Here is a 24,881-nt window from a genome sequence, read left to right as displayed (position 1 = left end):
AAAACCTATAAAAATAAAAAAACCCAATAAAAAATTATTGGGTGTGGTTGAAAAAAGTAAAACTTAACTTAAACGTTTGGCATTAGCGGCAACGCGGCTATAGATAGGATGCATCCCTTTTTCCAATACATGCAGCGCTTCTTGGTTGACAGCATAAAAGAAGTTTTCCAATGAAACCGGTTGACCCAAGCTTAATTTCATACAATTTGAAAACATTAATTGCCCAATATTTTGCTGCGCAACGAGCGCTTGCCAAGCCATTTGCGTCCAAGATTCAAAAAATGCGATGGGTTTTTCAGTCACCATACGTTCCATTTCTTTCATTTCTTTGGCATTATTGAGTGGGTTTTGTCTTGCCATCATATAGATGCGGCGCTGCATGACTTGTGGTACGCGAACTGAAAAATCTTCAGATTGCTGACACATTTTTTCAACTTTTTGGTTAATATGTTCGTAGGTAGCCATAGGGACTCCATTGATAACAACAGTAAAATACAGGATTGACAGTAAAGTGTAGTGCTATTATACACTGATTTAAATTAAGTTAATAATAGCAAACTCATTGGGTATACAATACTTACTTAACATTACCCAAATAATTAGATTTCATTTAATCAAACCATTGGTAATCGCTAACAATCATCTGTGTAATCAGGGTTTTAGTTAAACTCATGAGCATGAAACTGTTTTTTCAAGTTAACTATAAGCCGCATCATTGGTAATAAATTCATAAAATATTAACTGATAGCTTTATCAGTTTTTATCAAAAGGTATAAAAATGACCATTCAAAGTCTTCCTTTAGTGATTACTTCGGGCGAACCTGCAGGTATTGGCATGGATATCATATTGATGCTTGCCGACAAAAAGCAATTAAATCTGCCCAATCGCGCTGTCGTTGTGTTGGCAGATATCAACGCGCTACAAGAAAGGTATAGTGAGCTCAAACAAAAAGGCGCGGTAAAACACGGATTATTGATTCAACAGTTAGCGATGCATGAGTTACATGAGTTAAAAGATTTACCGAAAATTGCGCAACCATCAGCGCATGACACTATTTTGGTAGTGGATGTGCCGACAGCAGAACCTGTGGTAGCAGGGCAGCTAAATCCGCATAACGCGCGAATGGTCATCGCACAGCTGCAACTGGCGCATAAGCTCGCCATCAGCAAACAAGTCGCTGCAATTGTCACTGCGCCACTGCAAAAATCGGTGATTATGACTGTGTTGCCAGATTTTATGGGACATACCGAATTTTTTATGCAGCAGTCGGGGCTGGACAAAGTGGTGATGATGCTCGCCAATAGCCTGATGAAAGTGGCATTAGTCACCACCCATTTGCCTCTGCGTGCGGTCGCCGATGCGATTTCTCACGAAGAAGTGGCAAAAACCGTTGATATTGTCATCCATGATTGTCAGCAAAAATTTGGTCTTACTCACCCAAAAATATTGGTCTGTGGACTCAATCCTCATGCCGGGGAAAGCGGCTATCTAGGCAGAGAGGAAATTGACATCATCAATCCTGTATTACAGCGCTATCGCGATCAAGGTATCGATATTAGTTTGGCGATGCCAGCCGATACCTTGTTTACCCAAAAACATATCGCCACTGCCGATGCTATTATCGCCATGTATCACGATCAGGGACTGGCGCCGCTCAAATCACATGGGTTTGGCGAAACCGTGAATATCACTTTAGGGCTGCCTTATATTCGTACCTCAGTCGATCATGGCACGGCACTGGATTTGGCAGGGACAGGCAAAGCGAGTGCCGATAGCCTGTATCATGCGATTGGCTATGCCAATAATATGGCGACCGCGATTGCCCTCTAATCATTCTCACCGATAATTACGCTGACAAAAAAAGCCAATCGTCATGGATTGGCTTTTTTATTGCGATTATTTTAAATAGCTGCTTGATTATTTTAAATAACTGGCAGGATTGACTGGCGTGCCACGATAACGGATTTGGAACTCTACAGCGGGTTGATTCAAATTATTGTCCGTTCCAACGGTACCGATGGTTTGACCTGCTTGCACCGTTTGGCGCTCTTGTACAGCAAAATTTCCCAAATGCGCATAGGCACTAATATAGTCGCTGTTGTGCTGAATCAGTATTAATTTGCCATATTCTGGCAAGTCGCTACCGACATACAGCACCGTACCTGGCTGGCTGGCGACAACATTTGCCCCTGCTTGTCCGCCAAACCACATACCTAACGTACCTGTTTGCTGGTTAAACGGTCGCAATAGATTGCCAGTGGTAGGACGTAACCAACCTTGTGACAAACTGCTAGTTGGCACGATGACTTGGTTTGGCATCGGTAACGGGGTTGATGAATTATTGGCTTGTCTAGGTGGGTAATAAGTCGGGTTAGACGGGCGGGATGATTGATTGACCGTCACCGGGCGAATGGTTGTTGGGCGATAAGAAGTGGGATTACTTGCTGAGGTTAAAATCAAGCGTTGCCCTGGATAAATGGTATAGTTGCTATCGAGCCCATTGAGCGCGCCAACACGACGATAATCCAATCCATAAATAGAGGTGATTTTGCTTAAAGTATCGCCGCTTTTGACAATATAATAGTTGGGGACACCCCGTACATATACAGGGCGCTTATCCACGGTGGTGATCTTTTGTGAAGCACAAGCGGTCATCAATACCGCCGTACAGGCTATCGCACTGAGTTTTACCAGTTTGGGCGTGCAAATTGTTTTATAAGTGGCAAACATAACAGTCATTCCTAGCAAGTGATACAAAAAAAATTACAACAAGTCAGGGTATAGTAACTAACTTTTAACCACTTACAAAGTAACTGAAGTTAACAACAACGTTTCTTTGCCAAACGATAACAAATAGCAACATTTTGGACTCAAATGAAAAAATGGCGCAAAACCCCTTATTTAATCATTGCTTGCCTTCCATTCATTGCCTAGCATCCTTAACTATTTGTGCTAACTATCTAATGGGGCGATTAAATAGGCTGATTGAATAGGGCGATAGGGTGTATCCCTAAGTCATAATTGGCTTGGAAGGGCTATATTTTCTTAGTTTTAAAAATAGCCAAATGCCCATGACCAAATTAATCACCCCGACAATCGCAAATAGCATCGGCAGGCTCACGTTAACTAGCGTCAAACAAACAATCGAAAAAATCGCTGAACCTACCATAAATACGGCATTTAAAATATTGTTGGCACCGATAATGCGAGCACGGCTTGTTTCAGGTGAATAAGCTTGCATATAAGCGTATAAAGGTACAATATAAATACCGCCTGAGAAACCTAATAAAAACAAATCGACAAACACACGAATAGCACCCGGCGTGGCAAAAATCATACCGATACTATAGTGCGCGTTGTTGGCGAGTGGCGGCAAATGCATCGCTGAAAGCGTCAAATACAAGTCAATCGCAAAAATCGTCAATCCAGCAATCCCAAAGGGCAAGAGCTTTAAACTCACTTGGTTTTTGGTCAACGTTTTACATAACAGTGAGCCGAGCGCCGTACCGACAGAAAACAGCGTTAATAAAAATATCACCACGCTTTCATCACCTAGCAAAATAGACTTGCTAAATTCAGGTACTTGGGTCAAAAACGTGGCACCATAAAACCAAAACCAACTATTACCCAAAATGGTAAACCACATAATCGGCAAACGATATAAATTGGCGATGGTTTGCCAGCTAGTACGAAAGATATTCCAGTCGATGGTCAAATCAGGCTGTGGGACAGTCATGACGGGAATAAACCGAGAAGCCAAGTAGCCCATAATTGCCACAAAAACCGTCACCCCAGATATCCAAAACAGTGGACTGTCTAATTTCATCAATACGCCAGCCAGCATCATCCCTGTCAAAATAGCCAGTGACGTGCCCATTTGAAACAGCCCATTGGCACCCACCAACTCATCGGTGGTCATGGCTTGGGGTAAATAGGCGTATTTGATAGGACCAAAAAACGTCGAATGGGTACCCATCAAAAATAACGCAACAAATAATAGCGGATAAATCTCAAACACAAACCCAAATGCGGCAACGACCATGATGACGATTTCAAGGATTTTAATCAGCCTTGTCAGCCAAGATTTTTCATATTTATCAGCGATTTGACCCGCCAAAGCGGAAAACAAAAAAAACGGCAATACAAACAGCATCGCCGCCAGATTGTTGAGCAAACTGACACGCATCCCCAATTTTGCCGCTGCCATAAAGGTCAGCACCAGAATCAAACCTTGCTTAAATACATTGTCATTAAATGCCCCTAAAAACTGGGTGGCAAACATGGCGCTAAACCGTTTGTATTTAAAAAGCGCAAATTGGGTACTCATGAGCAATCCTAGAAATGTCTGATGATGACTATCTTAACAAATATTTTATAATGGGTTGGGAAAATGTTTGGTTAGTAAAATGTTTATGCTAAAATCGCCTAGTGCTCGCTCAAGGATTTGATTTTTATCATGAAACCAATAAATTTGCTACCCTATCGTCCGTCAACCGCATTGACCGATAACCCGTTCAGTTTTTTTCATGGCATCTGTCCACTATCGTCAAATCCTTGTCCGTCAAATCCTCGTCAAAGCCCCACCCAGTCTAGCGTATTTCGCTTGACCCCCATACGGTTGGCAATTACCTTGGTTAGTGTGAGTATGGTGCCTGCTTGGGGGGCACAAACGCCAATAATGTCAGCTACTGTTAATAGTTCAGCTAATACTTCAGCTAATAGCTCAGTTAATACTTTAGCTAACAGCTCAGCAACGAATAGCACGCTAACCACTAGCAGCGCAGCGCAGACCACCGCCAATGACAGCAAGAGCACCACAGCAACGCAAAATGCCACGCCTGCGGCAACTGGGCAAGACAGTATCAATACCGATGCCAACACCGCTCAGCCTTATCTGTATCAACTCAATCAGCAGCGCGTTGAAGATAAAATTGGTCAACAACTCGATAATCAGACCTTAGCAGACTTTAATAATTTTAACCAACCTGTGGCGACGTTGAAACAAAATCAACCTAGTGTCGGCTACAGTAAAGCATTAGATCAAGCCACACCGCAGTCGGTTGCCAATCAAATCAACAATAGCAAGCCTGCACCCATGGCAACCATGAACACTCAGGCGCAAGCCCAAGCGCAAGTCACTGAGCAGCTAACCACCGAAAAACAGAATGTCGACGCGATTAATCAAAAGGTGAGCGAGCAAACCAATTTATCTAATCAAAATATCGCTAACCAAAATATTGCTAATCAGAATCTGACTAGTCAAGGCGTCGCCAATGATGTCAGCAATATCAAATCCACCGACACCATCAATCCCAATGATTACTTGCCCGCCTATCAACAGCAAACAACGGCATTGACCACCCCACAAGCCAACTCAACCGTGACCGCAGAGCCGCAAGGCATTGTGGCGCGCTTGAAGAACAAAATCATTGGTCGCGGCGAAGGGCTAAACTATATTGATATCAGCTTTGCCAATGCAGATGCCAAACTTGAGCCTGCGCGCAATATCAAAGCGGCGTTGGAAAAAGTGACCGTCGAATCGGTGTCGGATTTTAATGCCAGTGTGAACAAATTACGCCAAATTGCCAAAGATGCGGCAGAGGCGGTGGGTTTTTATGACACTAAAATTGCTTTTAAGCATTTAGGCAAAGACAATATCCAAGTCAGCTTAGAGGTCGGTAAACCCGTCATCGTGCAAAATCGCATCATTGATATCCGTGGTGAAGGCGGGGAAGGCGATAACGCGCTGCCGGTGTATCCCGTGATAGAAAAAGAAATCCCGCCCAAAGAAGGGGATGTGTTCAGTCATGGCATCTATAAAGCCACAAAGGCCACGATTGAGGGTGTCGCGCAGACCAATGGTTACTTTGATGCCAAATGGCTCAATAGTTCAGTAGATATTATTTTGCCGGACAATACCGCCGATGTTGACCTAATTTATGACACAAAAACTCGCTATCACTTTGATGATGTGAAGATATATAGCATTGATAAGCAAGGCAATTTGACCGATGACCCAGATAAACTGCCTTTAAAGCCAAAGCTGATCAAAGCCTTAATGACGTACCAAAAAGGCGATGCCTACTATCAACCCTTTGTCAGCGAATTTACCAACAACTTGACTGCTACCCGTTATTTTAATGGGGTGGATGTGGATGTCATCATGCCATCAGACGAAGCAGCAAGCGATATCGCATTTGAACAATCGGGCTCGGCGACACTCAGCAATGCCAACAGCAGCAATACCACAGCCGATAATACCGCAGACACTTCTGATACATCCGCCAGTATTTCACCCACCAAGTCAACCGCTCAAATTCTCGCATCTCAAAGTAATTTAGCTCAAAGCAACTCCCCTCAAAGTAACTCATCTGAACTTCAATCCGCAGGTACTGTCGATAGCACGACACAAAAAACCGTCAATCAGGTGCAAGACCCCAATGACATCGCGCCCATTCAATTTGAAGTCGATGATTCGACCGAACAACGTCTCAATGCCATTAGCCGAAAAGCCAAAAATTTATTAGCCGCACCCGAAGATATGGAGTTATCACCCGAGGCTGAAAATAAAAGTAAAAATCCGCTGGTAGTCATTGCCAATGCGGTCAGTAAAACGGCAAAAAAACTGGATAAGGACAAAGACTTACCCATTAAACCACGAGAAGACCAAGTCATACCAAAGCTCACGCCACAACAAGTGTATGAAAGTAAGCAAATCCCAACCTATGTGGTACTCAATGCGACCAAGCCGCATGAGGCACAAGTGGGTTTGGGTTATGAAACTGACGTAGGCGTGCGCTTGACCGGTAAATACCAAAACAACTTGGTTAACCGAAGTGGTCTGCAGACTGGGGCATCAGTGGCGTTATCCAAAGTTGATCAAGCGGTTGAATTTAATGCCAGCTTGCCCTACAAGCATCCCCTTAACGATAAGCTGACAGGCACAGTCGGCTATCAGCACAAAGAAGTTGATGACCTAGTCAACACCTTTGAAGCGGACACGGTCTATGCCAGTATCGCCCGCAATATTTATCATGATAGTGGTTGGAATCGCACCTATTCACTACGCTACCGCGGCGATAAACTCACAGTCGATCCTGAAAAATATAGCACCGATAGCTTGCCTTATCCTTTTAACAACTACGCATCAGATTATACCCAACAAGCCTTGTTAGCGGGTTATGCAATCAATAAAACAGTAGCAGACAATATGCTGACGCCGACGTGGGGTTATAGCCAACGTTATTCGCTTGAAGTCGGTGCTAAAGGGGCACTGAGTGACACCAATATGGCCATTTTACGTGCGGGTGGTACGGGGATGTATACCTTTGGCAAAGATAACAAACAACAAGTGATTGGGCGGCTGGATTTGGGCTATCTATATAGCGGTGATTTTTATGATGTGCCTTATCGTTCACGCTTTTTTGCCGGCGGTGATTCTAGTATTCGCGGCTATAACACCGATAGTTTAGGACCGACCTATGGCGGCGAAAATTTTTTAGTGGGCGGTGATGCCTTAGCGGTAGGCTCGGCAGAGTATAACTATGAGTTTAGACCGAGCTTTCGGGGCGCTGTGTTTACTGATTTTGGTAATGCGTATGATACGACTGGCGAATATGATAACACAACGGCGGTCAGTATCGGTACAGGTATCCGCTGGCAATCACCGATAGGTTTGGTACGGCTCGATGTGGCAAAAGGTCTGACCGGGGATAACAACGATGTCCGTTTACACTTCTTTATCGGTTCACCGCTATAATAGTTTGGCTAAAAATCACTGCATTATTTTGTGCAAGGTTTTTAGTTAAGATTTTTGGATAAAACTTTGCTAGTATGTAAGGTTTATCCAATATACCGCCGATATACATATACAGCGCATAGAACCTGTGTTTTTGTAGTTAGCCAACGATTGATTTGCGATATTAATGAAAGACGATAATAACAACGACTCATTGCCCGAAGATGGCACCAAGCCTGACGATAAATCGTTGGTAGATAATGACCTAGACGCTAAAATAGACACTGAAAATCTAAAAACTAAAAGTCCAGACGGTGAAGATTTAGACCCTGCAAAAAAAGAGGCGGGTTGGCTTCGGCACTGGTATCGACAGGGTCTTGTCACCAAAATCGTGATGGTGTTAGCCGTTATTTTGATTGCAATTTTATTAGGGGCTTATTATGCCGTCGGCACCCCGTGGGGTACACGGTTACTTATCAATGCCATCGTTCAAGAAACAGGTATCAGCCTAAAATATGGCAAAGGCAATCTTCGCGATGGCATTTGGGTTTACGATCTTAAAATTCCTGATAAACCGCCAAAAAATTATGTTGAAGTCACCGTTGATAAAGCCTATGTCAAAATTGGCTGGCGCGCCCTCATCCATAAACAAGTGCATTTGCGTGAAGCCAACATCAATCGCATGGTCATCACCTACAAAAAACCACCTTCTAATAAACCCTTTGATTACCCACGCATTGCGCTGCCTGTTAACTTAACCTTAGATGACGTAAAAGCGAATTTAGTGCGCTATCAGCAAGTGACCCGCGACCCCATAGATTTTAAACAAGCGCATATCCAAGATTTTACTTGGTATGATACCCAAATCACGGTTGGCGAAGGCAAATTGGCGTATAACAATTTATTAAGCGTTGATAAAGTTAAAGGCAAAATTGACCTGCAGCATGATTATCCGCTGGATGTGACAGGACTGGTTATTGTCAATTCATTGTCAAAAGTGTATGTCGATGCGCTTGATACCCATGCCACAGGCAGTTTGAAATTTTTGACCGCGGATATAAAGAGTAAATACAATAAATCGGATGTTACTGGGCATGTAACAGCGCAGCCGATGGATAAAAATGCGCCATTTAACGCCAAACTTGAGTGGAAAGATGTGTTATTGCCCTATGCCACCAGTCAAAACATCCATCTAAAAAATGGACTAGCGACCGCAACAGGCGTGACCAATAATATCCAGCTGCGTATCAATGCCGATTTGACTGCCAAAGATATCCCTGATGGGCATTATCAAGGTCGCGGCGTGATTGCCAATCAAAAACTCAGTATCGAATACCTCACGGCTAAGGTCGCGCAAGGCACATTGACCAGTCAAGGCACGATTGATTGGCATGACCGCACCCGTATTGCCCTGATGAATACGGGGAATGGCTTTAAGATTCGTCAGTTGTTGCCAAAAGACATCGCCCCCTATGCGCCAGAGACTTTAACAGGCAAATTAGGCATCGTCTATGATGTGGCAACCGATAAATTGCCGATGCAAGTACGGGCAAATCTGCGCCAAGATGACGGTGAAATTATCAATGCCGATATCCGACAAGCCAAAGGCAACCATAAACCTTATACTATCGATGCCAATTGGCAACAGCTGATACGTCACAATCTACCGAGTATTGGCGAGCTTAACAGTCCCAATGGCAAAGCGCACGTGATTTTTCAGCCGGCAGACGGCAAGCGACTCAGCAGTGTACAAGCCCAAGTCAATGCCAATATCCTAAAGCTCAATCAAGCCCCAAGCGGTCATTACCAAGTCAATGTCAACAAATCAGGTCAGATAGTTGACATCACTCAATTGCTGTACCAAGGCGTGGCAGGTAATTTGGCAGGCAATGGTAAGCTCAAACTAGCCAGCGGCAATCAGCCGTTAGCTTGGCAAATCAATGCCAAAACCAACCATTTAAATGCCCACAGCATTTTAAATAGCATCCCGCTGCAAGACTTAACGGGCAATGTGGTTGCCAGCGGCACCCAGCAACAGATCCGCCAAGCCAATCGAGCAGTTGTGACCCGTCATGATGTCACTATCAACCAAATTGACATGACAGGGGATTTATTGGGCGCCAACAATAGCAAAAAACACTTAGCGTTAAAAGGCGCAGGCAAAGTACGTGCCGATGTACTCGGCAATAAGTTATCTTATATCGCCGCCAAATTTGATGGTAGCCTGAATGCGCCAAACGTACCTGCAGGCTCGTTTAAATTTGATATTGCAGGCACACCACAACAGCTCAAAATTAATCAATTTAGCCATCAAGGTAAAGAAGGCTATATCAACGCCAACGGTAGCATTGATATGACCAATGGTGCCGGCTGGCATATCAATGCTGACATGAAAAATTTTGATGCCAGCTATTTTGTGCCAAGTCTGCCAAGCCAAATCACCGGGACCATCAATACCGATGGCTATTGGCGGGCAGGCGCTCAGTACATTCATATTGCCAATATGAATCTCACAGGCAGGCTAAAAAACCAACCGTTATTGGCAACGGGTCAGTTGACCGCAAAACTGAATTTGCCAAAAGACCTAACTAGTCTGCGTCAAGTCATTGAAAATAGCGCCAATAGTCAAAAATACGGGCAAATCCGCCGTCTTATTGAAAGTCTGCAAGCCAATAATCTACTGGTACAATGGGGTAGCAATCGTATCACCGCCAATGGCAACCAAAACCAACTGGTGACCAGTGTCGATATCAGTACACTCAATCAGCTAATGCCGCAGCTAAAAGGTATCGTTAAAGGCGGCATTGTTTTAACCCAAGATAACAACCAAGCCCTGCCTAACATCTATGTGGATTTAGTCGGGCGTAACATTTCACTGCCAAACTTTGTGGTACTCGATGCCAAAATCACCGGCAAATTGGTCAATCTTGCCAAATCACCCAGTCAGTTGCAATTGACTGCAACGGGTATCAATATCGCTAATCAACCGCTGCGCTCTTTGCAACTGTATTTTAACGGTACCCAAGACAATCACACCTTGGATGTCAAAGCAGATAGTACCAAAGGACAAGTACAAGCGACGCTCAAAGGTCGTATCGATCTTGCCAAAAAACAGTGGTCGGGTCTGCTCGGTAATGGACAAATTGGTACCAAATATGCCAAGCTGCAACAGTTACAACCCGCACAAATGCTATTTGGCTGGCAAAACCTGAATGTACAAATGGCGGCACACTGCTGGAAAATGGTGGGTCAGAACGGCAGTCTGTGTCTAAAAAACAACCTCATGGTCAGTAATGGGCAAGGCAATGTCGATGTTAGCGTGCAACAAATTGATAGCCAAATTTTCTCTGTGGTGATGCCGCGTGATATCGCTTGGTCAGGTAAACTCAACGGCACCGCACTCGTTCATTGGCAGAAGAACCAACGACCCACCATCAATGCCAGCTTCTTTACCGATAACGGCGTATTTGGTACTGCCGCACAAACCCCGGAAGAAAATCCAACGACCATTGCCTATGAGCGTATCAGTGTCATCGCCCGTTCAACCGCAGAAGGGCTAAAACTTCGCGCAGATATCAAAACCGCCAATGGCGCGGGCAATGGTTATTTGGATGCCACCGTCAATCCCTACATACAGTCAAAACCGATTTCAGGCACTGTTGTTTTTCAAGATATTGACTTGGCGGTATTTAAACCTTTCTTCCCATCGTTTGAACGCTTGACCGGTAACGGTCTAGTGGCAGGTAAAATCAGTGGTTCACTCATGCAGCCCAAATTTGTGGGCGATATTGAGCTACAAGATGCCGGCCTTAGCATCACAGGTGTGCCGATGCGTTTTGATAAGATTAATGTGTTATCGCACGTGGCAGGCAATCAAGCCTCTATCAATGGGTCTTTTGCCAGTGCAGGCGATGGTCAAGGTACCATTACTGGTACAGTTGACTGGACACATGAGCTGCAGGCCAAGCTGAAGTTGCAAGGTAAAGCGCTGCAAGTGAGTCAGCCACCTGAAATTACTGCCATTATTAATCCAATCTTTGATGTGATTGTCAAACCTAACCAGCGCTACGTGAATATCGTAGGCGTGGTTGATGTGCCTCGTGCCACCATTCGCCCCCCTGAAACCACAAGCAATGTGGTGAGCAAATCCCCAGATGTTAACGTGATTGATAGACGTTTGATGGGGCAGATAGATGATGTGCTAAAAGTCACCCAACCCTGGAGCATCAACGCAGATGTGGGTGTGGATCTCGGCGAGCGCGTAAGCTTCCAAGGTTTTGGCGCACGCTTACCATTGGCGGGTGCACTGCATATTACCCAGCGTGGTCAAGGCACCATGAAAGCAGAAGGGGTGGTACAAGTATCACGCCGCTCAAAAGTCGAAGTATTTGGGCAAAGCTTGACTCTAAACTTTGCGCAAGTTCGGTTCAATGGTGAAGTGATGAAACCACTGCTAAACGTAGAGGCAGTAAAAGACGTGCAAGGCGTACAAGTGGGTGTCAAAGTCAAAGGCAGTGCCAGTGCACCAAATATTACCGTGTTTAATAATGGCGGACTCAGTGAACAGCAGGCGATGAATGCGTTGGTGACGGGTAGCCTAAATAACAACTCAGGTGAAAATACCAACGAACAAGACTTTAGAAACCGCGTCAACAATACCATTGCCGCAGCAGGGTTAAGTTATGGCTTAAGCGGGACGCGCAAATTTACCAACCAAATTGGTCGGGCATTTGGGTTGCAGCGTTTAACGTTAGACGCCAATGGCTCGGGCAATGACACCTTGGTGAGTCTAACAGGGTATATCACGCCAGACTTGTTTATACGGTATGGGGTGGGCGTGTTCACCTCGCAGCCTGAGCTCAGTATGCGTTATCAATTAACAAGACGCTTGTACATTGAGGCTAAATCCGCCATCAATAACTCTGTCGATTTGATTTATAACTGGCGCTATTGACGGGTTAACAACACAAGCTAATAACAAAGACCAATAAAAAAGGCTGAGTCAATGCTCAGCCTTTTTTTATTTAACTGTCTGTTGGTTTCACTGTTTTTTAGCTTAAGTTTTGGTTAAGGACACCAATTACGGACCCCATAAAACAGCACTTGCGCCTGTTTGATACAGCGATTGAGATAATCTTGCTTACTTTGTACGTCTGTGGGGTCAAATTTGAGCCATTTATACACCCAGGAAAAATACATATTCACGCCCATATCCGCAATCAACAGGCGCACTTCTTGATTTAAATGTCCAAAGGCAGGCTGCATCGCCAAATCATCGGTCATGATTTGCGCAAACAAGCTGATTTGCTCATCGAGTGCATTTTGCACAGCTTGGTTGCCACCATAGCGCTCAGAGACAATAAAGTGCCAGTGCAATGACGCGTGCTCCACACTTTCCAAAAAGAAACGCACGCTTGAGGCAATTTGACCTTCATGCGTTCGGGTACGACCCAGCTGCAAATGATCGCGAAGACTTTGCAGCGTGTGACCGAGTTCTTCATTGACTAAGCAGGTGCCAAGCTCATCGATATCCTGAAAATGTCGATAAAAAGCCGTCGGCACTACGCCCACTTCGCGGCTAATCTGGCGAAGTGAAATCGACGAAAACGCATGCCCTGACCTCGATAACTGCAGTACCGATTGAAAAAAGGCTTGACGGGTTTGGCGTTTTTGCAAGTCACGGCTAGTCATTAGGTATCCAATCAGCGGGTTAAATAAGGAAAAATATTCTAAGCCGAAAACGCCAAATATACAATCGTTGACGATTAACGAAACGATAAGTGATGAGGTTTAAATATTCACCGACCAATTGCCCTTTAACGCTTGCGCGAGCCGATAGGCTTCATGATCATTCATGCCAGTCAACATGTCTAAAATACACAAGATATTTTGATAAACATCATCCCCTAATTGCCGACTAACATTGCTTAAATGGGCATTTAATAGATTAAGCAGGCGTAATTGCTCAAACTGAGCAATACTGTCTGTGGAATCACCCGTCAACGCGAGCGGCATAAACGCATCAAGTAGCGTATGTAAACAGCGGTTCGACATGATTTCAACCCGTACTTTGCTTGGATGTTGAAAAATACGGGTATTGGCTAGGCTTTTGGCTTCACTGATACTACTGCGTACGTTATTGGGGCAGTAGTCAAATAAGCTGCCCGTCAGCTCACCTGCCAATAAGGCGGCTTGGTTGGCAACAAAAGCATCAGTGACTTTGTCTACCAAGCGCCGCATTGCTCGCCCTCTTAATGCGGCTAATTTTTGGGTGATAGGCGCATTGGTCATGACTTCAGGCGGTACGCCAAGCCGTTTACCGACGAGTTTGAGCAGCAGTGGCTCAACTTCATGATACTCTAACATACCCAGTAAAATCCCATCTTCCAAATCAATCAGCGCATAACAAATATCATCGGCGGCTTCTAGTAAATAAGCCAATGGATGCCGCGCATAACCCCTTTGGGTTTTGGGTAATTGCAGCTGCTCTGCCAAATCATGCAAAAACGGCGCTTCACTTTCAAAGCAGCCAAATTTCTTGAGCGTTAAGGGTGAGGGCAGTGAGTCACTGTCGCTGACTGGGTTGATAGGGGTGGAAAGATAAGGGTATTTCATAAAAGCGCCCAGCGTCGCCGCTGTCAGGCGCATGCCACCTTCATCCGGATGATGCTCGTTACGGGTCAGCAGTCGAAAGCCTTGCGCATTACCTTCATACGCTAATAAATCTATTTGCTGGCGTGGGGTAAGCTGCCTTAGATACTGGCGCTGCGCAGGCTGAAAAAACCAATCTCGAATCGCCTGTTCACCTGCATGCCCAAACGGGGGATTACCGATGTCATGCGCCAGACAAGCTGCTTGCACAATGACACCCATATCCGACATGGTAAAGCTGCTTGGCAAGTCATTACCGAGTTTCTCCGCGCTCATCATCCCTAGTGAGCGCCCAATACAAGACACTTCAAGCGAATGGGTTAAGCGGGTATGAATACCCATCTCATGGGTTAACGGATGCACTTGGGTTTTTTGATTCAGTTGGCGAAAAGATTGCGAAAAAACCAGCCTGTCATAGTCCTTATGAAATGCCGTCCTTGACGTCTTGGATTGGGTAAACTGATTGCCGTGATAGATAGGTTTGGCAGATAACAGCGCTTGCCATTGCTTGTGTGTATTTTTTTTCATTATTGTTTTCAGTCTTACAGAAAAATGGGGTGGATGGGATTAACTAGCTAATTGATTCTAGCTAGATAATTGATTATTAACCAGTTTGGATGAATATTTTTTCAAAAGTTTGATGACACTATACCATTTATCGCAAAAAAATGACCAAATAGGAATTTTTCTGATAAAACAATTGTGTAATTTTTTATTATTGTTATAATTTAGTAACAAATACATTGTAGAATGTAATCAATATAAGATAAATGTAATGTTTGATTACCTTTGTAAATTGCTTTTATAGCACTACCACGCATAGGTTTTATTCTATGTGGTCTATGTCGTATATGGATAGTTGCTAAGTAACACGATGAAATTTAGACAGTTAAGTTTCAAATTTTTTAGGATACAAGTTATGATCCATCAAGTGAACGATACTAAAGGCACCGATGATAGTGTAGAAATGACGCGCCATCACTCCAAAATCAACATTCATAGTGTTGTACTGGTGATTATGTTATCGCTCGTGGTGACATTTTTGATGGTGGTGGGGGTCAGTTATCTGTATGAAGCCAACAACTTAAAAGGACAGTCATCAAAATATTTATGTCCGTCTGCTTCTGCCGTACAAGTGGGTATATGCATTAAAAGCTAATAGTGGGTTTGCTATTAGGCGTGAATGGTTATTATATCTGCCGACTGGGTTAATCCAGTCGGTTTTTTAATGCCTATCGGTTTTTTAATGCCTAAGTTCAAGGGCTTTGAATTAAAATGCTTTAAATTAAAGCGCTTTGGGCTGGTAAATGCCGGCAAAAATTTGCCCCATTTTTTTATATTTAAGTGGCTCAAGTGACGCGGTAAAAGATTCTAACAGGTGGCTATGATCTTGATCGCTTTCGATATACAGTAATGTCTGCGGATGGATTAACTGATGGTTGATTAACCCATGCAAAATTGTATCCCATAACGCTAGTTGATAAGGCGGGTCGATAAACACCACATCAAACGGCTCATTGTTTGCCAATTGTATTAAGGCATGTTGTATCGTAGCTTCCATTGTCACAATTTTTGTATCAGCAATACCTAACATGGCTTGGGTGGCTTTAATTTGCCTAAATTGCTCATGGTTAGGCTCGATAGAAGTTAACTGCTTGGCACCCCGCGACAAGGCTTCAAAACCGAGCACCCCACTACCAGCACAGCAATCAAGTACCTTGGCATTGACTAAATCATCGGCAAGCCAGTTAAATAGCGTCTCTCGGACACGGTCAGGGGTGGGCCGCAATCCATCGGCATCGATAAACGCCACCAAACGCCGCCGATACTCGCCGCCGATGATACGGACGTGAGAAATAGGGGGGGATTTGGTGGCTTTATTGGCTCGTTTGCTAATTTTGGACATCATGGTTTAGAAATCATAGTTTGGACATCTACATTACGTTAGTCAGCGCCACCCACCGCAGGGAGTTTGGCGGTATTGGGTTTTGCGATAATAGGTTTACCTGACAAAACTAACGCTTCACGTTGCAATTTAGCGGCTTGTTTTTCGGCGTTGATTTTGACAAGTTCTTCAGGCGAAGGTGGCACAATCGGTTTTCTGATTTTATCAATGAGCCAATAATCCATCATTTTACGCACAATCGGCGCTACCCAGCCACCATGACGCCCATTCTCTACGATAACGGCAATGGCAATTTGCGGGTTTTCTACCGGGGCGAAACCAACAAACCAGCCATGATCCCAGTGACGCGAGTCAAGCGCGGCTTCGTTATAGCGTTTACCTTGTGCGATAGATTTAACCTGCGCTGTGCCTGTTTTGCCAGCGATGCGATAAGTTGGCGTATAGATATTATGCGCTGTGCCTTTTTTGACCACATCTTCCATGGCTAGGTGCATACGCTGCCAATCATTGGGGTTACCGTTGTATTGAATTTTCCCATCGGGCTTTTCAATAGGGATGACATGTTCGGCACCGGTGGATTTTTTGAGCAGATGGGGGGTTAAATGTTGTCCATCACCGGCTAGCATGGCGATACCATTGGCAATCTGTAAGGGTGTCGCCAAAAAATACCCTTGCCCGATACTCACAGAAATGGTTTCCCCAGGCAACCAGGCTTTTTTGTAGGTTTTCATTTTCCACTCAGTAGAAGGGTAGACGCCGGTTTTTTCTCCCGGCAAATCAATCCCCGTTTTACTACCAAAATTAAAACGCGTCATCCAATCATGAAGCCGGTCAATACCGAGTTGATAAGACAGCTTGTAGTAGTAGGTATCGACAGATTCGACCACGGATTTATGCAAATTGACGTTACCATGACCTGATTTTTTCCAGTCACGAAATTTATGGCTATCGCCAGGCAGACTAAAATACCCCGGATCATAAATACTACTGTCCCATCCCATGATGCCGTAATGAATCCCTGCCAACCCCTCAATCGGTTTGATAGAAGAACCCGGGGGATATTGCCCTTGTAGTGCACGGTTGTACAGTGGCATGTCGGGGTCTTGTTGCAGCGCCTTGTACTCTCTGCTACTAATCCCAGTGATAAAGGGATTAGGGTCAAAACTTGGGTTGCTGACAAAGGCTAAAATCTCGCCAGTGCTGGGGTCAATTGCTACCGCTGCGCCGCGTTTACCATTTAACAAATCGCTGGTCAATTTTTGCAAGCCATAATCAAGGCTTAGATAAATATCATTGCCGGGAATGGGTGGTTTGGTATCGAGTTTTTTGATGATATCGCCATAAGCATTGGTTTCAATTGATTGATAACCGGGTTTGCCCAGAAGCAGCGACTCGTAATATTTTTCAATCCCTGTTTTACCAATCAAATCGGTGCCTGCATACAGCTTTTTATCCAGCTTTTTACTATCATTGTCGCTGATACGCCCAACATAGCCAATCACATGGGCAAATAAATCACTGTAGGGATAGGTGCGCGTGAGTTTACTTTGAATCGTCACGCCTTTAAAAAACGGTTTGCGTTCACTAAACTGGGCAACTTGCTGCTCGGTGAGTCCAATTTTAATGGTGACAGGTTCGTTTTTACTTTTTTTAAGGGCTTTTGAAGCTTCACTGATTTCTTCAGGTGTCAACTGAAAAATCGGGGTGAGTAGCGCCAAGGTATTATCAGGATTGTCAATTTCATCAGGACTGATGACAGCGGTAAAAACAGGCTGGTTATCCGCCAAAATCACGCCGTTCCGGTCATAAATGTAGCCGCGACTGGGCGGTGCAGAAACCAGCTTGATACGATTATTGTCAGACTGGGTGACGTACTGGTCGTGGGTATAAATTTGTAGATAAGCATAGCGTACAATCAAGCCAACCAAGCCCAAAAAAACAAACACCGATGCCAAAATTACCCGGCGGCGAAAGATAAGATTTTCACGTTGCATATCTGAAGAATGGGGTGGTTTCATAAGCGGGTAACAGCAATTAGAACGGTTTTAAAAAGGGTCGCGGTGCGATGAATGTTTAGCTTAATGCAAATATAGGGATATCACCCAGCTACTATATATGGGTGGCTTAAATCTGATGGCTTAAGTCAAAATTTAAGAGCGATATACTAGCATAAAACATGGCAAATAAGCATGCCCAAATCCTGCCAAAATCGCAAATAACTAATAGCTGCTATCAAAACAAACGTATCAAATTATGATAGCCGCATTGACGGCAATATGGATGATAACATAGGGACGCAAAACCGCTAAAAATATAACTTCTTCAGGTAAAATATATCTTTCTGTGCTAAAATCTAGCAGTTTGAACGCACCCATATTAACGCACCCATACTACAGACGTTGTCAAGCAAACCTTGTAATGTCATCTCGGTTTTATGGTCCTTTGATTTTAGCTTTTTCACCATGTGAGCTTTTTTGATATGTTTGCAGAAATTTGGCACAAGCTTGCAATCCATCCGCAATTTTTCGCCATGCTGACCATTCCCTTTGTGACAGCAGTCGTGACTTGGGCGCATGTATGGATGGCGCTCAAGATGCTATTTTATCCCATTCATTTTTGGGGCATTAAGATTCAAGGATTCCCAGGCGGCGGTATCGGCTGGCAGGGCATTGTGCCACGCAAAGCGGGTAAAATATCAGGAATTATTGTTGACCAAACTTTATCCAAGCTGGGCTCGCTCGATGAGTTTTTCCAAGCCATGCACCCTGAAGAAGTGGCAGATTTTATCAGCCAAACCATGAACCAAAACTTGGATTTGCTGATTGATGAAATTATGAATGAGCGCTCGGCAACGCTATGGGCGAATCTGCCTTTTGCTGTCAAACGCCGTATCTATGCGTATGGACACGAGCAATTGCCAGCTATCATGAAAAATCTGGTGCTCGACTTGACCTACAATGTCGAAAACTTGGTTGATATGCGCGAGATGATTGTCAACAAGATGGAAAGCGACCGTGCGCTGATGGTGCGGATGTTTTTAAAGGTAGGTCAAAAAGAGATTAATTTTATTTGGCATATCAGTGCGTTGATTGGATTTGTATTTGGTATTTTGCAGATGGCGATTTTTTGGTTTGTGCCGCAGCATTGGACGGTGCCGTTTTTTGCCGCGATTTGGGGGCTGTTGACCAACTGGATTGCTATCTGGATGGTATTTAATCCGATTGAGCCGCATTATTATCGCTATCCCAAATTTTTTAGTTTTAGCAAATCGCTGCCGTTTATCCGCTTTGAAAAACCGCATATGGGACAATTTAACTGGCAAGGTGGTTTTATGAAACGCCAGCCTGAGGTCTCTGAAGTGTTTGCTGAGATTGTGGTCAAAGACTTGGTCACGCTCAAAAACATCATGTATGAAATGATGTATGGCAGCCGTGCGATGCAAACGCGTGAGCTGATTAAAAAGCACCTAAACCCAATTTTGGAATCACAGGTGATCCAAACGAGCTTGAAATTTGGTTTGGGTCGTAAAGAATTTGGTCAGCTCAGACACGTGATTATTGATAAGTCAATTGCAGCGACCATGGTGCCGATGAGCAATCCTGAGCTTAACCTTAGCCGCGCAGAAAAAATCTTTGGGCTGTTTCGAGACCGAATTCGCGCATTGACGCCCAATGAATTTCAAAATCTGTTGCGCCCTGCCTTTCGTGAAGATGAATTAACACTGATTATTTTGGGCGGTGTGACAGGGTTTTTGGCGGGCTGGATACATTTGATATTGGTGTTTTATTAATTTGACCCATTTTTTTTGGTGAAAATTCTACAGTGTGATAACCACTACAGCGATAGGAGCAGTGGGTATGTTAATTACTGAATTGGGCTATTTTGCGCTTATTTCAGCCTTGGTGATTGCCATTTTACAGGTTATTTTGCCAGCAGTGGGGGTGTTCAAACACCAACCTGCTTGGCAACGACTGGCAGGAAGTTTTGCCATTGCTCAGTTTTTGGCAACCGGTATGTCATTTTTGTGCCTGATGTATGGGTTTTATGCCAATGATTTTACGTTGATTTATGTCGCCAATCAGTCAAATTCTCTGCTACCTTGGTACTATCGCTTATCCGCCACTTGGGGCGGGCATGAAGGCTCACTGTTACTGTGGGTCACCATTTTGGCGACTTGGGGCGCGGCGGTGGCTGTTTTTAGTCGAAGCTTGCCGCTTGCCATGCGCGCACGCGTGTTGGTGATTATAGCCTTTGTGCAAATGATGATGCTAAGCATGGTGATTTTTGTGTCGTCACCTTTTAATCGCAGTCTACCTAGCATCCCAGTGGATGGCAAAGATTTGAATCCACTACTGCAAGACCCCGGATTAATTTTTCACCCGCCGATGCTGTACATGGGCTATGTGGGCGCGGTGGTACCGTTTGCTTTTGCCATGGCAGCCTTATGGGCCGGTCGGTTAGATGCGGTGTGGACGCGTTGGTCGCGTCCTTGGACACTAGCGGCTTGGTGCTGTTTGACACTGGGCATCGTGTTTGGCTCCATGTGGGCATACAACGAGCTTGGCTGGGGCGGCTGGTGGTTTTGGGACCCTGTGGAAAACGCGTCGTTTATGCCTTGGCTCGGTGGGGTGGCACTATTACACTCATTGGCAGTTACCGAAAAGCGCGGCGTGTTCAAAGCTTGGACGATTATGTTGGCGATTTTCACTTTTGCCTTGAGTTTATTGGGTACGTTTTTGGTACGTTCGGGGGTCATTACCTCGGTTCACTCATTTGCCGCAGATCCCACCCGCGGTCTGTTTATCTTGGTGATTTTGGGCGTGGTAATCGGTGGCGGTCTGGCGATGTTTGCGTGGCGCGGTTGGCGTTTAACCCAAGAAAGCCATTATCAGCTCAAATCCCGTGAGACATTATTGGTCATCAATAACATTATTATATTAGTCGCAACCATCGTGGTGGTGATTGGCACACTTTACCCAATGCTGGCCGATGCGTTAAAACTGGGTCAAGTATCGGTGGGCGCGCCTTATTTTAATGCGTTATTTGTGCCGTTAACTTGGTTGTTATTGTTGTTTTTAGCCATTGGACCTGTCAGTCGTTGGAAAAAAGACACCCGTCCATTGTTGGGTATAGGCTTGTCGATTTTAGCCAGTTGTTTTGTGTTAGCCGGTGTTCTGAGCTATTTCTTGGTCAGTAGCATTAATATCAACATCTTTATGTCAGCGGCACTGTGTTTATGGGTGTTGGTATGGATGGTGATTGATATCAAAGACAAAACCCGTAACGCGCGCTCGCTGGGCGCTGGGCTGAAACGTCTGCACATGGGCTATTGGGGAATGCAGCTAGCGCATTTGGGTATTTTACTATCCGTGATGGGCATTGCCATTACCACAAGCTTAAGTATCGAAAAAGACATTGCCATGCAAAAAAACCAATCGGTTGAAGTACAAGGCTACCAGTTCACGATGGATGAGCTAAAAAAAATCCGCGGTGCCAACTTTGATGCCACCCAAGCGGTGGTCAGTGTTCGTAAAAATAACCAAATAGTCGCCACCCTTTATCCAGAAAAACGCCATTATGTGGTCAGTCAAATGCCCATGACCGAAGCTTCTATCCAGTACAACCCATTAAGAGATATCTACATGGCAATGGGTGAGCCGATTTTAGGGGTTAATCAAAGCGAAGCCACTGCCACTAAATGGGCGGTGCGTATCTATATCAAACCTGGCGTACGCTGGGTGTGGTGGGGTGGTTTTGTTATTGCGCTCGGTGCGATTTTAAGTATGTTTGATAAACGCTATCGTAAACTGCCTAGACTTGCTGATATGAGTGATGACAAGTCGGGGAATTTGGCAGCGATTAACACCCCAGTGGCAATCGCCCCCGTGTTAGTAAAAAATGACAGCGAGTTAGGTCAGGAGAGTGCTCATGGCAATGCGTAAAAGACAACTTTGGTTTTTGATTCCTTTGGTGCTTTTTTTGATTATCATTGCGCTGTTTTATACGCGGTTGGGCAAAGATACCACGGTAGTGACCAACACCTCGCTCAATCGCGCTTTGCCAAGTTTTAGCTTACCGTCTTTGGGTAACCCATCACAAATGATTACCCAAGCGCAGTTACCCAAACAGCCATTTTTACTCAATATATGGGCGTCTTGGTGTGTGACTTGTAAAGTTGAACACCCGTTTTTATTGCAGATGTCAAAAGCCGGCGTACCGATTGTTGGGGTCAATTATAAAGATGAAACCAAAGACGCGCTCGATTATCTCAACACCCATGAAGACCCATTTACCCTCAATGTGCAAGATAAAGAAGGGAATTTCGGCATTGATTTGGGTTTGACGGGTGTGCCAGAGTCATTTGTGGTTGATGGTAAAGGCAATGTGCGCCAGCATATCTTGGGTGAAATCAACGAAGAGCGCTACAACAAACAAGTATTGCCTTGTATGACTGCGCTACGTGAACAAGCCGCCGATGCTAAAATCCGTGAGGTGTGCCAATGAGTATCACATTTGCAAAAATTCTTCATTTGATAGTCAGGGCGATGGCTATGGTATTGTTAGTCGTAGGGTTATCCATGTCAGCTTGGGCAAACATTGATACCTACCAATTTGACAACCCGCGCCAAGAAGCCCAGTATCGTGCGCTCATCGAAGAATTTCGTTGTCCAAAATGTCAAAACCAAAACTTGGCAGGTTCCGATGCACCCATTGCACAAGATTTAAAACAAAAGACCTATGATATGGTCAAAGACGGTCGTTCTGACGCCGAAATTCGCCAGTATATGAATGAGCGCTACGGTGACTTTATTAGCTACAAACCACCTGTGCGACCATCCACTTGGATTTTATGGTTTTTTCCGCCTGTGTTATTGGTGTTTGTGATGCTGGCTTGGTTTATTCGTAACCGTAATTCGTCAAAACTTGCCGCTGTCATCGCTAATCCCATAGAAGAGGGTTATGCGCCACTCTCAGCCGCCGAACAACAGCGATTACAAGACTTGTTAAACGCCAATGATAACGCTGCCAATGCTAAAACTAGTGAAATCAATCAAGCAGCGGCTAAGGAAAATTAATGTCAACGCTAATTATTTTTATCATTGTCGCGCTTCTGTTTGCTATCACGCTTGCGGTATTTATTTTGTTACCTTGGTTGCAAACCGAAGACCATCACGCCATCGCCAATCGCGCTGATAATCAGTTACTAACGCTCAATATTGAAGTATTTAAACAACGGTTGGTAGAACTGGAGGCGGACTTTAGCGATGGTCAAATCGATGAGGCGACTTATCAAACCCAAAAACTGGCGTTAGAGCGTCAATTACTAGACATCAGTGACAATCAAGATACCAGCCATTTTACCCCCAATTGGAAAAGCCGTCTGATAGTTATCATCTGGATTCCGCTGTTATCTGCGATGGCTTATGTGATGATTGCCGACCGCACGCCTGTCTATCAATTATGGGATGCACAAAATCGCTTGGGACAAGTCGCGGATGATTTGCTGACCGCAAAAATCGATACGCCACCCGAATGGGCGACCAAAGACAGTGTGGGACTCATTAGTGCCATGCAAACCAACGTGCATCATCATGCCACCGATCCGCTACGTTGGTTTCGTCTGTCTGAAGTGTTTGTAGCCTTGCAAGCACCCGAGCAAGCAATTGAAGCTTTGGCAAGGGCGTATCGTCTCAATCCTGATGATGAAAAAGTTGCCATCACCTACGCGCAAACTAGCTTTTTTACCCAAGGCGGGGTAATGGATGACAAAACCCGTCAAGTGGTTGAGCATATTCTAGCCAAAAGTCCCAAACACCAAGGCGCACAAATGCTAATGGCAATGGGCGAAATGCGGGCGGGCAACTACGCGCAGTCTCGAAAATGGGTAGAACTGCTACGCACCGAAATTCAAGCGCGTCCTGGCGATCATACCCAAGCCCTAAGCAGCTTATCTGAACTTGAGCAGACTATCAATCAGCGGGAAGCCCAAGGCGAACAGGCAATTACAGTCAATATCAAAGTCACCCCTGAGATATTAGGGCGGGTGAAAAAAGGCGAAAGCTTATTTGTTAATGTGCGTAAGATGGCAGGTGGTCCCCCTGTTGCTGCCAAAAAACTGTCAGCAGATACCTTAACCATCAATGGTATGGCAATCAACATCAGCGATAACGATAGCATCATGCCGACCATGACCTTAAGCTCGGCCATTAGCACCAATGAGCCACTAGTGATTACTGCCCGGGTTAGTGCTTCAGGTGACGCCATGCCGCAAAGTGGCGACTTGACGAGTAATCCCGTACCGCTAGAGAAAACGGCTGAGTCTACAACGGTATTGATTGATAAAATCGTGCCTTAAATCGTCATGAAAACTCCCTTGATTAAATAGGGGCTTAATTGAATAAGGGGCGGATTAAAGCTTGCCACATTTTTATTTTTAATACCCCTATCAATTTAAATTATTTTGCAAAAATTGCTTGAGATTTTAGCGGTTAACGAGTATTGTTAACCCAGTATTTCAAAACTGTTAGTTATTCGAACACACCATTTGTGGGTCTTTTTTGCTATTGCAGTAATGAGATAGGGCG

At 44.7% G+C, this 24,881-nt stretch carries 16 protein-coding genes; 9 read left to right on the top strand and 7 right to left on the bottom strand.

The genetic code is table 11. From position 1 onward, the window contains the following. Positions 1–63: 63 nt before the first annotated feature. Entirely contained in the window at positions 64–465 is a 402-nt protein-coding gene (locus tag RT143_RS01185; RefSeq protein WP_313090585.1) for a hypothetical protein, read from the bottom strand. Between the two features lie 313 nt (positions 466–778). On the opposite strand from RT143_RS01185, the gene pdxA reads away from it, so the two are divergent. Continuing rightward, complete coding sequence (gene pdxA / locus RT143_RS01180; RefSeq protein ID WP_313090584.1) at positions 779–1,831, top strand: 4-hydroxythreonine-4-phosphate dehydrogenase PdxA; 1,053 nt, start codon at positions 779–781, stop codon at positions 1,829–1,831. Between the two features lie 87 nt (positions 1,832–1,918). Here pdxA and RT143_RS01175 read toward each other — a convergent pair whose 3' ends face one another. After that, positions 1,919–2,731, bottom strand: a complete 813-nt coding sequence (locus RT143_RS01175; RefSeq protein ID WP_313090582.1) for a peptidoglycan DD-metalloendopeptidase family protein — start codon at positions 2,729–2,731, stop codon at positions 1,919–1,921. 280 nt (positions 2,732–3,011) lie between these two features. Next, the gene (locus RT143_RS01170) at positions 3,012–4,328 is read right to left on the bottom strand and encodes an MFS transporter (RefSeq protein WP_313090580.1); all 1,317 of its coding nucleotides are present in this window, start codon (positions 4,326–4,328) and stop codon (positions 3,012–3,014) included. Between the two features lie 129 nt (positions 4,329–4,457). On the opposite strand from RT143_RS01170, the gene RT143_RS01165 reads away from it, so the two are divergent. Together RT143_RS01165 and RT143_RS01160 are read left to right on the top strand one after the other, a co-directional pair. After that, positions 4,458–7,760: an autotransporter assembly complex protein TamA gene (locus tag RT143_RS01165; protein ID WP_313090579.1), complete on the top strand. Its 3,303-nt coding sequence runs from the start codon at positions 4,458–4,460 to the stop codon at positions 7,758–7,760. Between the two features lie 166 nt (positions 7,761–7,926). Then, the gene (locus RT143_RS01160) at positions 7,927–12,693 is read left to right on the top strand and encodes a translocation/assembly module TamB domain-containing protein (RefSeq protein ID WP_313090577.1); all 4,767 of its coding nucleotides are present in this window, start codon (positions 7,927–7,929) and stop codon (positions 12,691–12,693) included. Between the two features lie 113 nt (positions 12,694–12,806). Here RT143_RS01160 and RT143_RS01155 read toward each other — a convergent pair whose 3' ends face one another. Together RT143_RS01155 and RT143_RS01150 are read right to left on the bottom strand one after the other, a co-directional pair. Next, entirely contained in the window at positions 12,807–13,430 is a 624-nt protein-coding gene (locus tag RT143_RS01155; protein ID WP_313090575.1) for a TetR family transcriptional regulator, read from the bottom strand. 99 nt (positions 13,431–13,529) lie between these two features. Next, positions 13,530–14,918: a deoxyguanosinetriphosphate triphosphohydrolase gene (locus tag RT143_RS01150; RefSeq protein ID WP_313090574.1), complete on the bottom strand. Its 1,389-nt coding sequence runs from the start codon at positions 14,916–14,918 to the stop codon at positions 13,530–13,532. A 391-nt stretch (positions 14,919–15,309) separates the two neighbouring features. Between RT143_RS01150 and RT143_RS01145 the strand changes: the two genes are divergently transcribed. After that, positions 15,310–15,549, top strand: a complete 240-nt coding sequence (locus tag RT143_RS01145) for a hypothetical protein (RefSeq protein ID WP_313015996.1) — start codon at positions 15,310–15,312, stop codon at positions 15,547–15,549. A gap of 126 nt (positions 15,550–15,675) precedes the next feature. Here the strand turns inward: RT143_RS01145 and rsmD are convergent, their stop codons facing one another. After that, on the bottom strand, positions 15,676–16,299 hold the full coding sequence (gene rsmD / locus RT143_RS01140) for a 16S rRNA (guanine(966)-N(2))-methyltransferase RsmD (RefSeq protein WP_313090572.1): 624 nt from the start codon (positions 16,297–16,299) through the stop codon (positions 15,676–15,678). 35 nt (positions 16,300–16,334) lie between these two features. Beyond that, the gene (gene mrdA, locus RT143_RS01135) at positions 16,335–18,314 is read right to left on the bottom strand and encodes a penicillin-binding protein 2 (protein ID WP_313090571.1); all 1,980 of its coding nucleotides are present in this window, start codon (positions 18,312–18,314) and stop codon (positions 16,335–16,337) included. 461 nt (positions 18,315–18,775) lie between these two features. Here mrdA and RT143_RS01130 point away from each other — a divergent pair, with 461 nt between their 5' ends. The 5 genes from RT143_RS01130 to ccmI all read left to right on the top strand — a co-directional run bounded on the left by RT143_RS01130 (position 18,776) and on the right by ccmI (position 24,652). Next, the gene (locus RT143_RS01130) at positions 18,776–20,086 is read left to right on the top strand and encodes a DUF445 domain-containing protein (RefSeq protein WP_313015994.1); all 1,311 of its coding nucleotides are present in this window, start codon (positions 18,776–18,778) and stop codon (positions 20,084–20,086) included. 67 nt (positions 20,087–20,153) lie between these two features. Continuing rightward, complete coding sequence (locus RT143_RS01125; RefSeq protein ID WP_313090570.1) at positions 20,154–22,238, top strand: heme lyase CcmF/NrfE family subunit; 2,085 nt, start codon at positions 20,154–20,156, stop codon at positions 22,236–22,238. Further along, positions 22,225–22,800, top strand: a complete 576-nt coding sequence (locus RT143_RS01120; RefSeq protein ID WP_065252789.1) for a DsbE family thiol:disulfide interchange protein — start codon at positions 22,225–22,227, stop codon at positions 22,798–22,800. The genes RT143_RS01125 and RT143_RS01120 overlap by 14 nt, the downstream gene beginning before the upstream one ends. Positions 22,801–22,841: 41 nt before the next feature. Beyond that, positions 22,842–23,372 carry a cytochrome c-type biogenesis protein gene (locus RT143_RS01115; protein ID WP_472796610.1) on the top strand — a complete coding sequence of 177 codons (531 nt, stop codon included), beginning with the start codon at positions 22,842–22,844 and terminating at the stop codon, positions 23,370–23,372. Further along, positions 23,372–24,652: a c-type cytochrome biogenesis protein CcmI gene (gene ccmI / locus RT143_RS01110; RefSeq protein WP_313090566.1), complete on the top strand. Its 1,281-nt coding sequence runs from the start codon at positions 23,372–23,374 to the stop codon at positions 24,650–24,652. Before RT143_RS01115 ends, ccmI begins: the two co-directional genes overlap by 1 nt. Positions 24,653–24,881: the final 229 nt, after the last annotated feature.

The sequence above is a fragment of the Moraxella sp. CTOTU48268 genome (assembly GCF_032069585.1).
GTDB lineage: Bacteria > Pseudomonadota > Gammaproteobacteria > Pseudomonadales > Moraxellaceae > Faucicola > Faucicola cinerea.
The sequence above is the reverse complement of the archived record's forward strand: the minus strand, read 5'-3'. Positions and strand labels throughout refer to the sequence as shown.

Bases quoted from the DNA above. Each gene is read 5' to 3' on its own strand.
- RT143_RS01185 (WP_313090585.1), bottom strand. From the start codon at position 465: ATGGCTACCTACGAACATATTAACCAAAAAGTTGAAAAAATGTGTCAG.
- pdxA (WP_313090584.1), top strand. From the start codon at position 779: ATGACCATTCAAAGTCTTCCTTTAGTGATTACTTCGGGCGAACCTGCA.
- RT143_RS01175 (WP_313090582.1), bottom strand. From the start codon at position 2,731: ATGTTTGCCACTTATAAAACAATTTGCACGCCCAAACTGGTAAAACTC.
- RT143_RS01170 (WP_313090580.1), bottom strand. From the start codon at position 4,328: ATGAGTACCCAATTTGCGCTTTTTAAATACAAACGGTTTAGCGCCATG.
- RT143_RS01165 (WP_313090579.1), top strand. From the start codon at position 4,458: ATGAAACCAATAAATTTGCTACCCTATCGTCCGTCAACCGCATTGACC.
- RT143_RS01160 (WP_313090577.1), top strand. From the start codon at position 7,927: ATGAAAGACGATAATAACAACGACTCATTGCCCGAAGATGGCACCAAG.
- RT143_RS01155 (WP_313090575.1), bottom strand. From the start codon at position 13,430: ATGACTAGCCGTGACTTGCAAAAACGCCAAACCCGTCAAGCCTTTTTT.
- RT143_RS01150 (WP_313090574.1), bottom strand. From the start codon at position 14,918: ATGAAAAAAAATACACACAAGCAATGGCAAGCGCTGTTATCTGCCAAA.
- RT143_RS01145 (WP_313015996.1), top strand. From the start codon at position 15,310: ATGATCCATCAAGTGAACGATACTAAAGGCACCGATGATAGTGTAGAA.
- rsmD (WP_313090572.1), bottom strand. From the start codon at position 16,299: ATGATGTCCAAAATTAGCAAACGAGCCAATAAAGCCACCAAATCCCCC.
- mrdA (WP_313090571.1), bottom strand. From the start codon at position 18,314: ATGAAACCACCCCATTCTTCAGATATGCAACGTGAAAATCTTATCTTT.
- RT143_RS01130 (WP_313015994.1), top strand. From the start codon at position 18,776: ATGTTTGCAGAAATTTGGCACAAGCTTGCAATCCATCCGCAATTTTTC.
- RT143_RS01125 (WP_313090570.1), top strand. From the start codon at position 20,154: ATGTTAATTACTGAATTGGGCTATTTTGCGCTTATTTCAGCCTTGGTG.
- RT143_RS01120 (WP_065252789.1), top strand. From the start codon at position 22,225: ATGGCAATGCGTAAAAGACAACTTTGGTTTTTGATTCCTTTGGTGCTT.
- RT143_RS01115 (WP_472796610.1), top strand. From the start codon at position 22,842: ATGGCTATGGTATTGTTAGTCGTAGGGTTATCCATGTCAGCTTGGGCA.
- ccmI (WP_313090566.1), top strand. From the start codon at position 23,372: ATGTCAACGCTAATTATTTTTATCATTGTCGCGCTTCTGTTTGCTATC.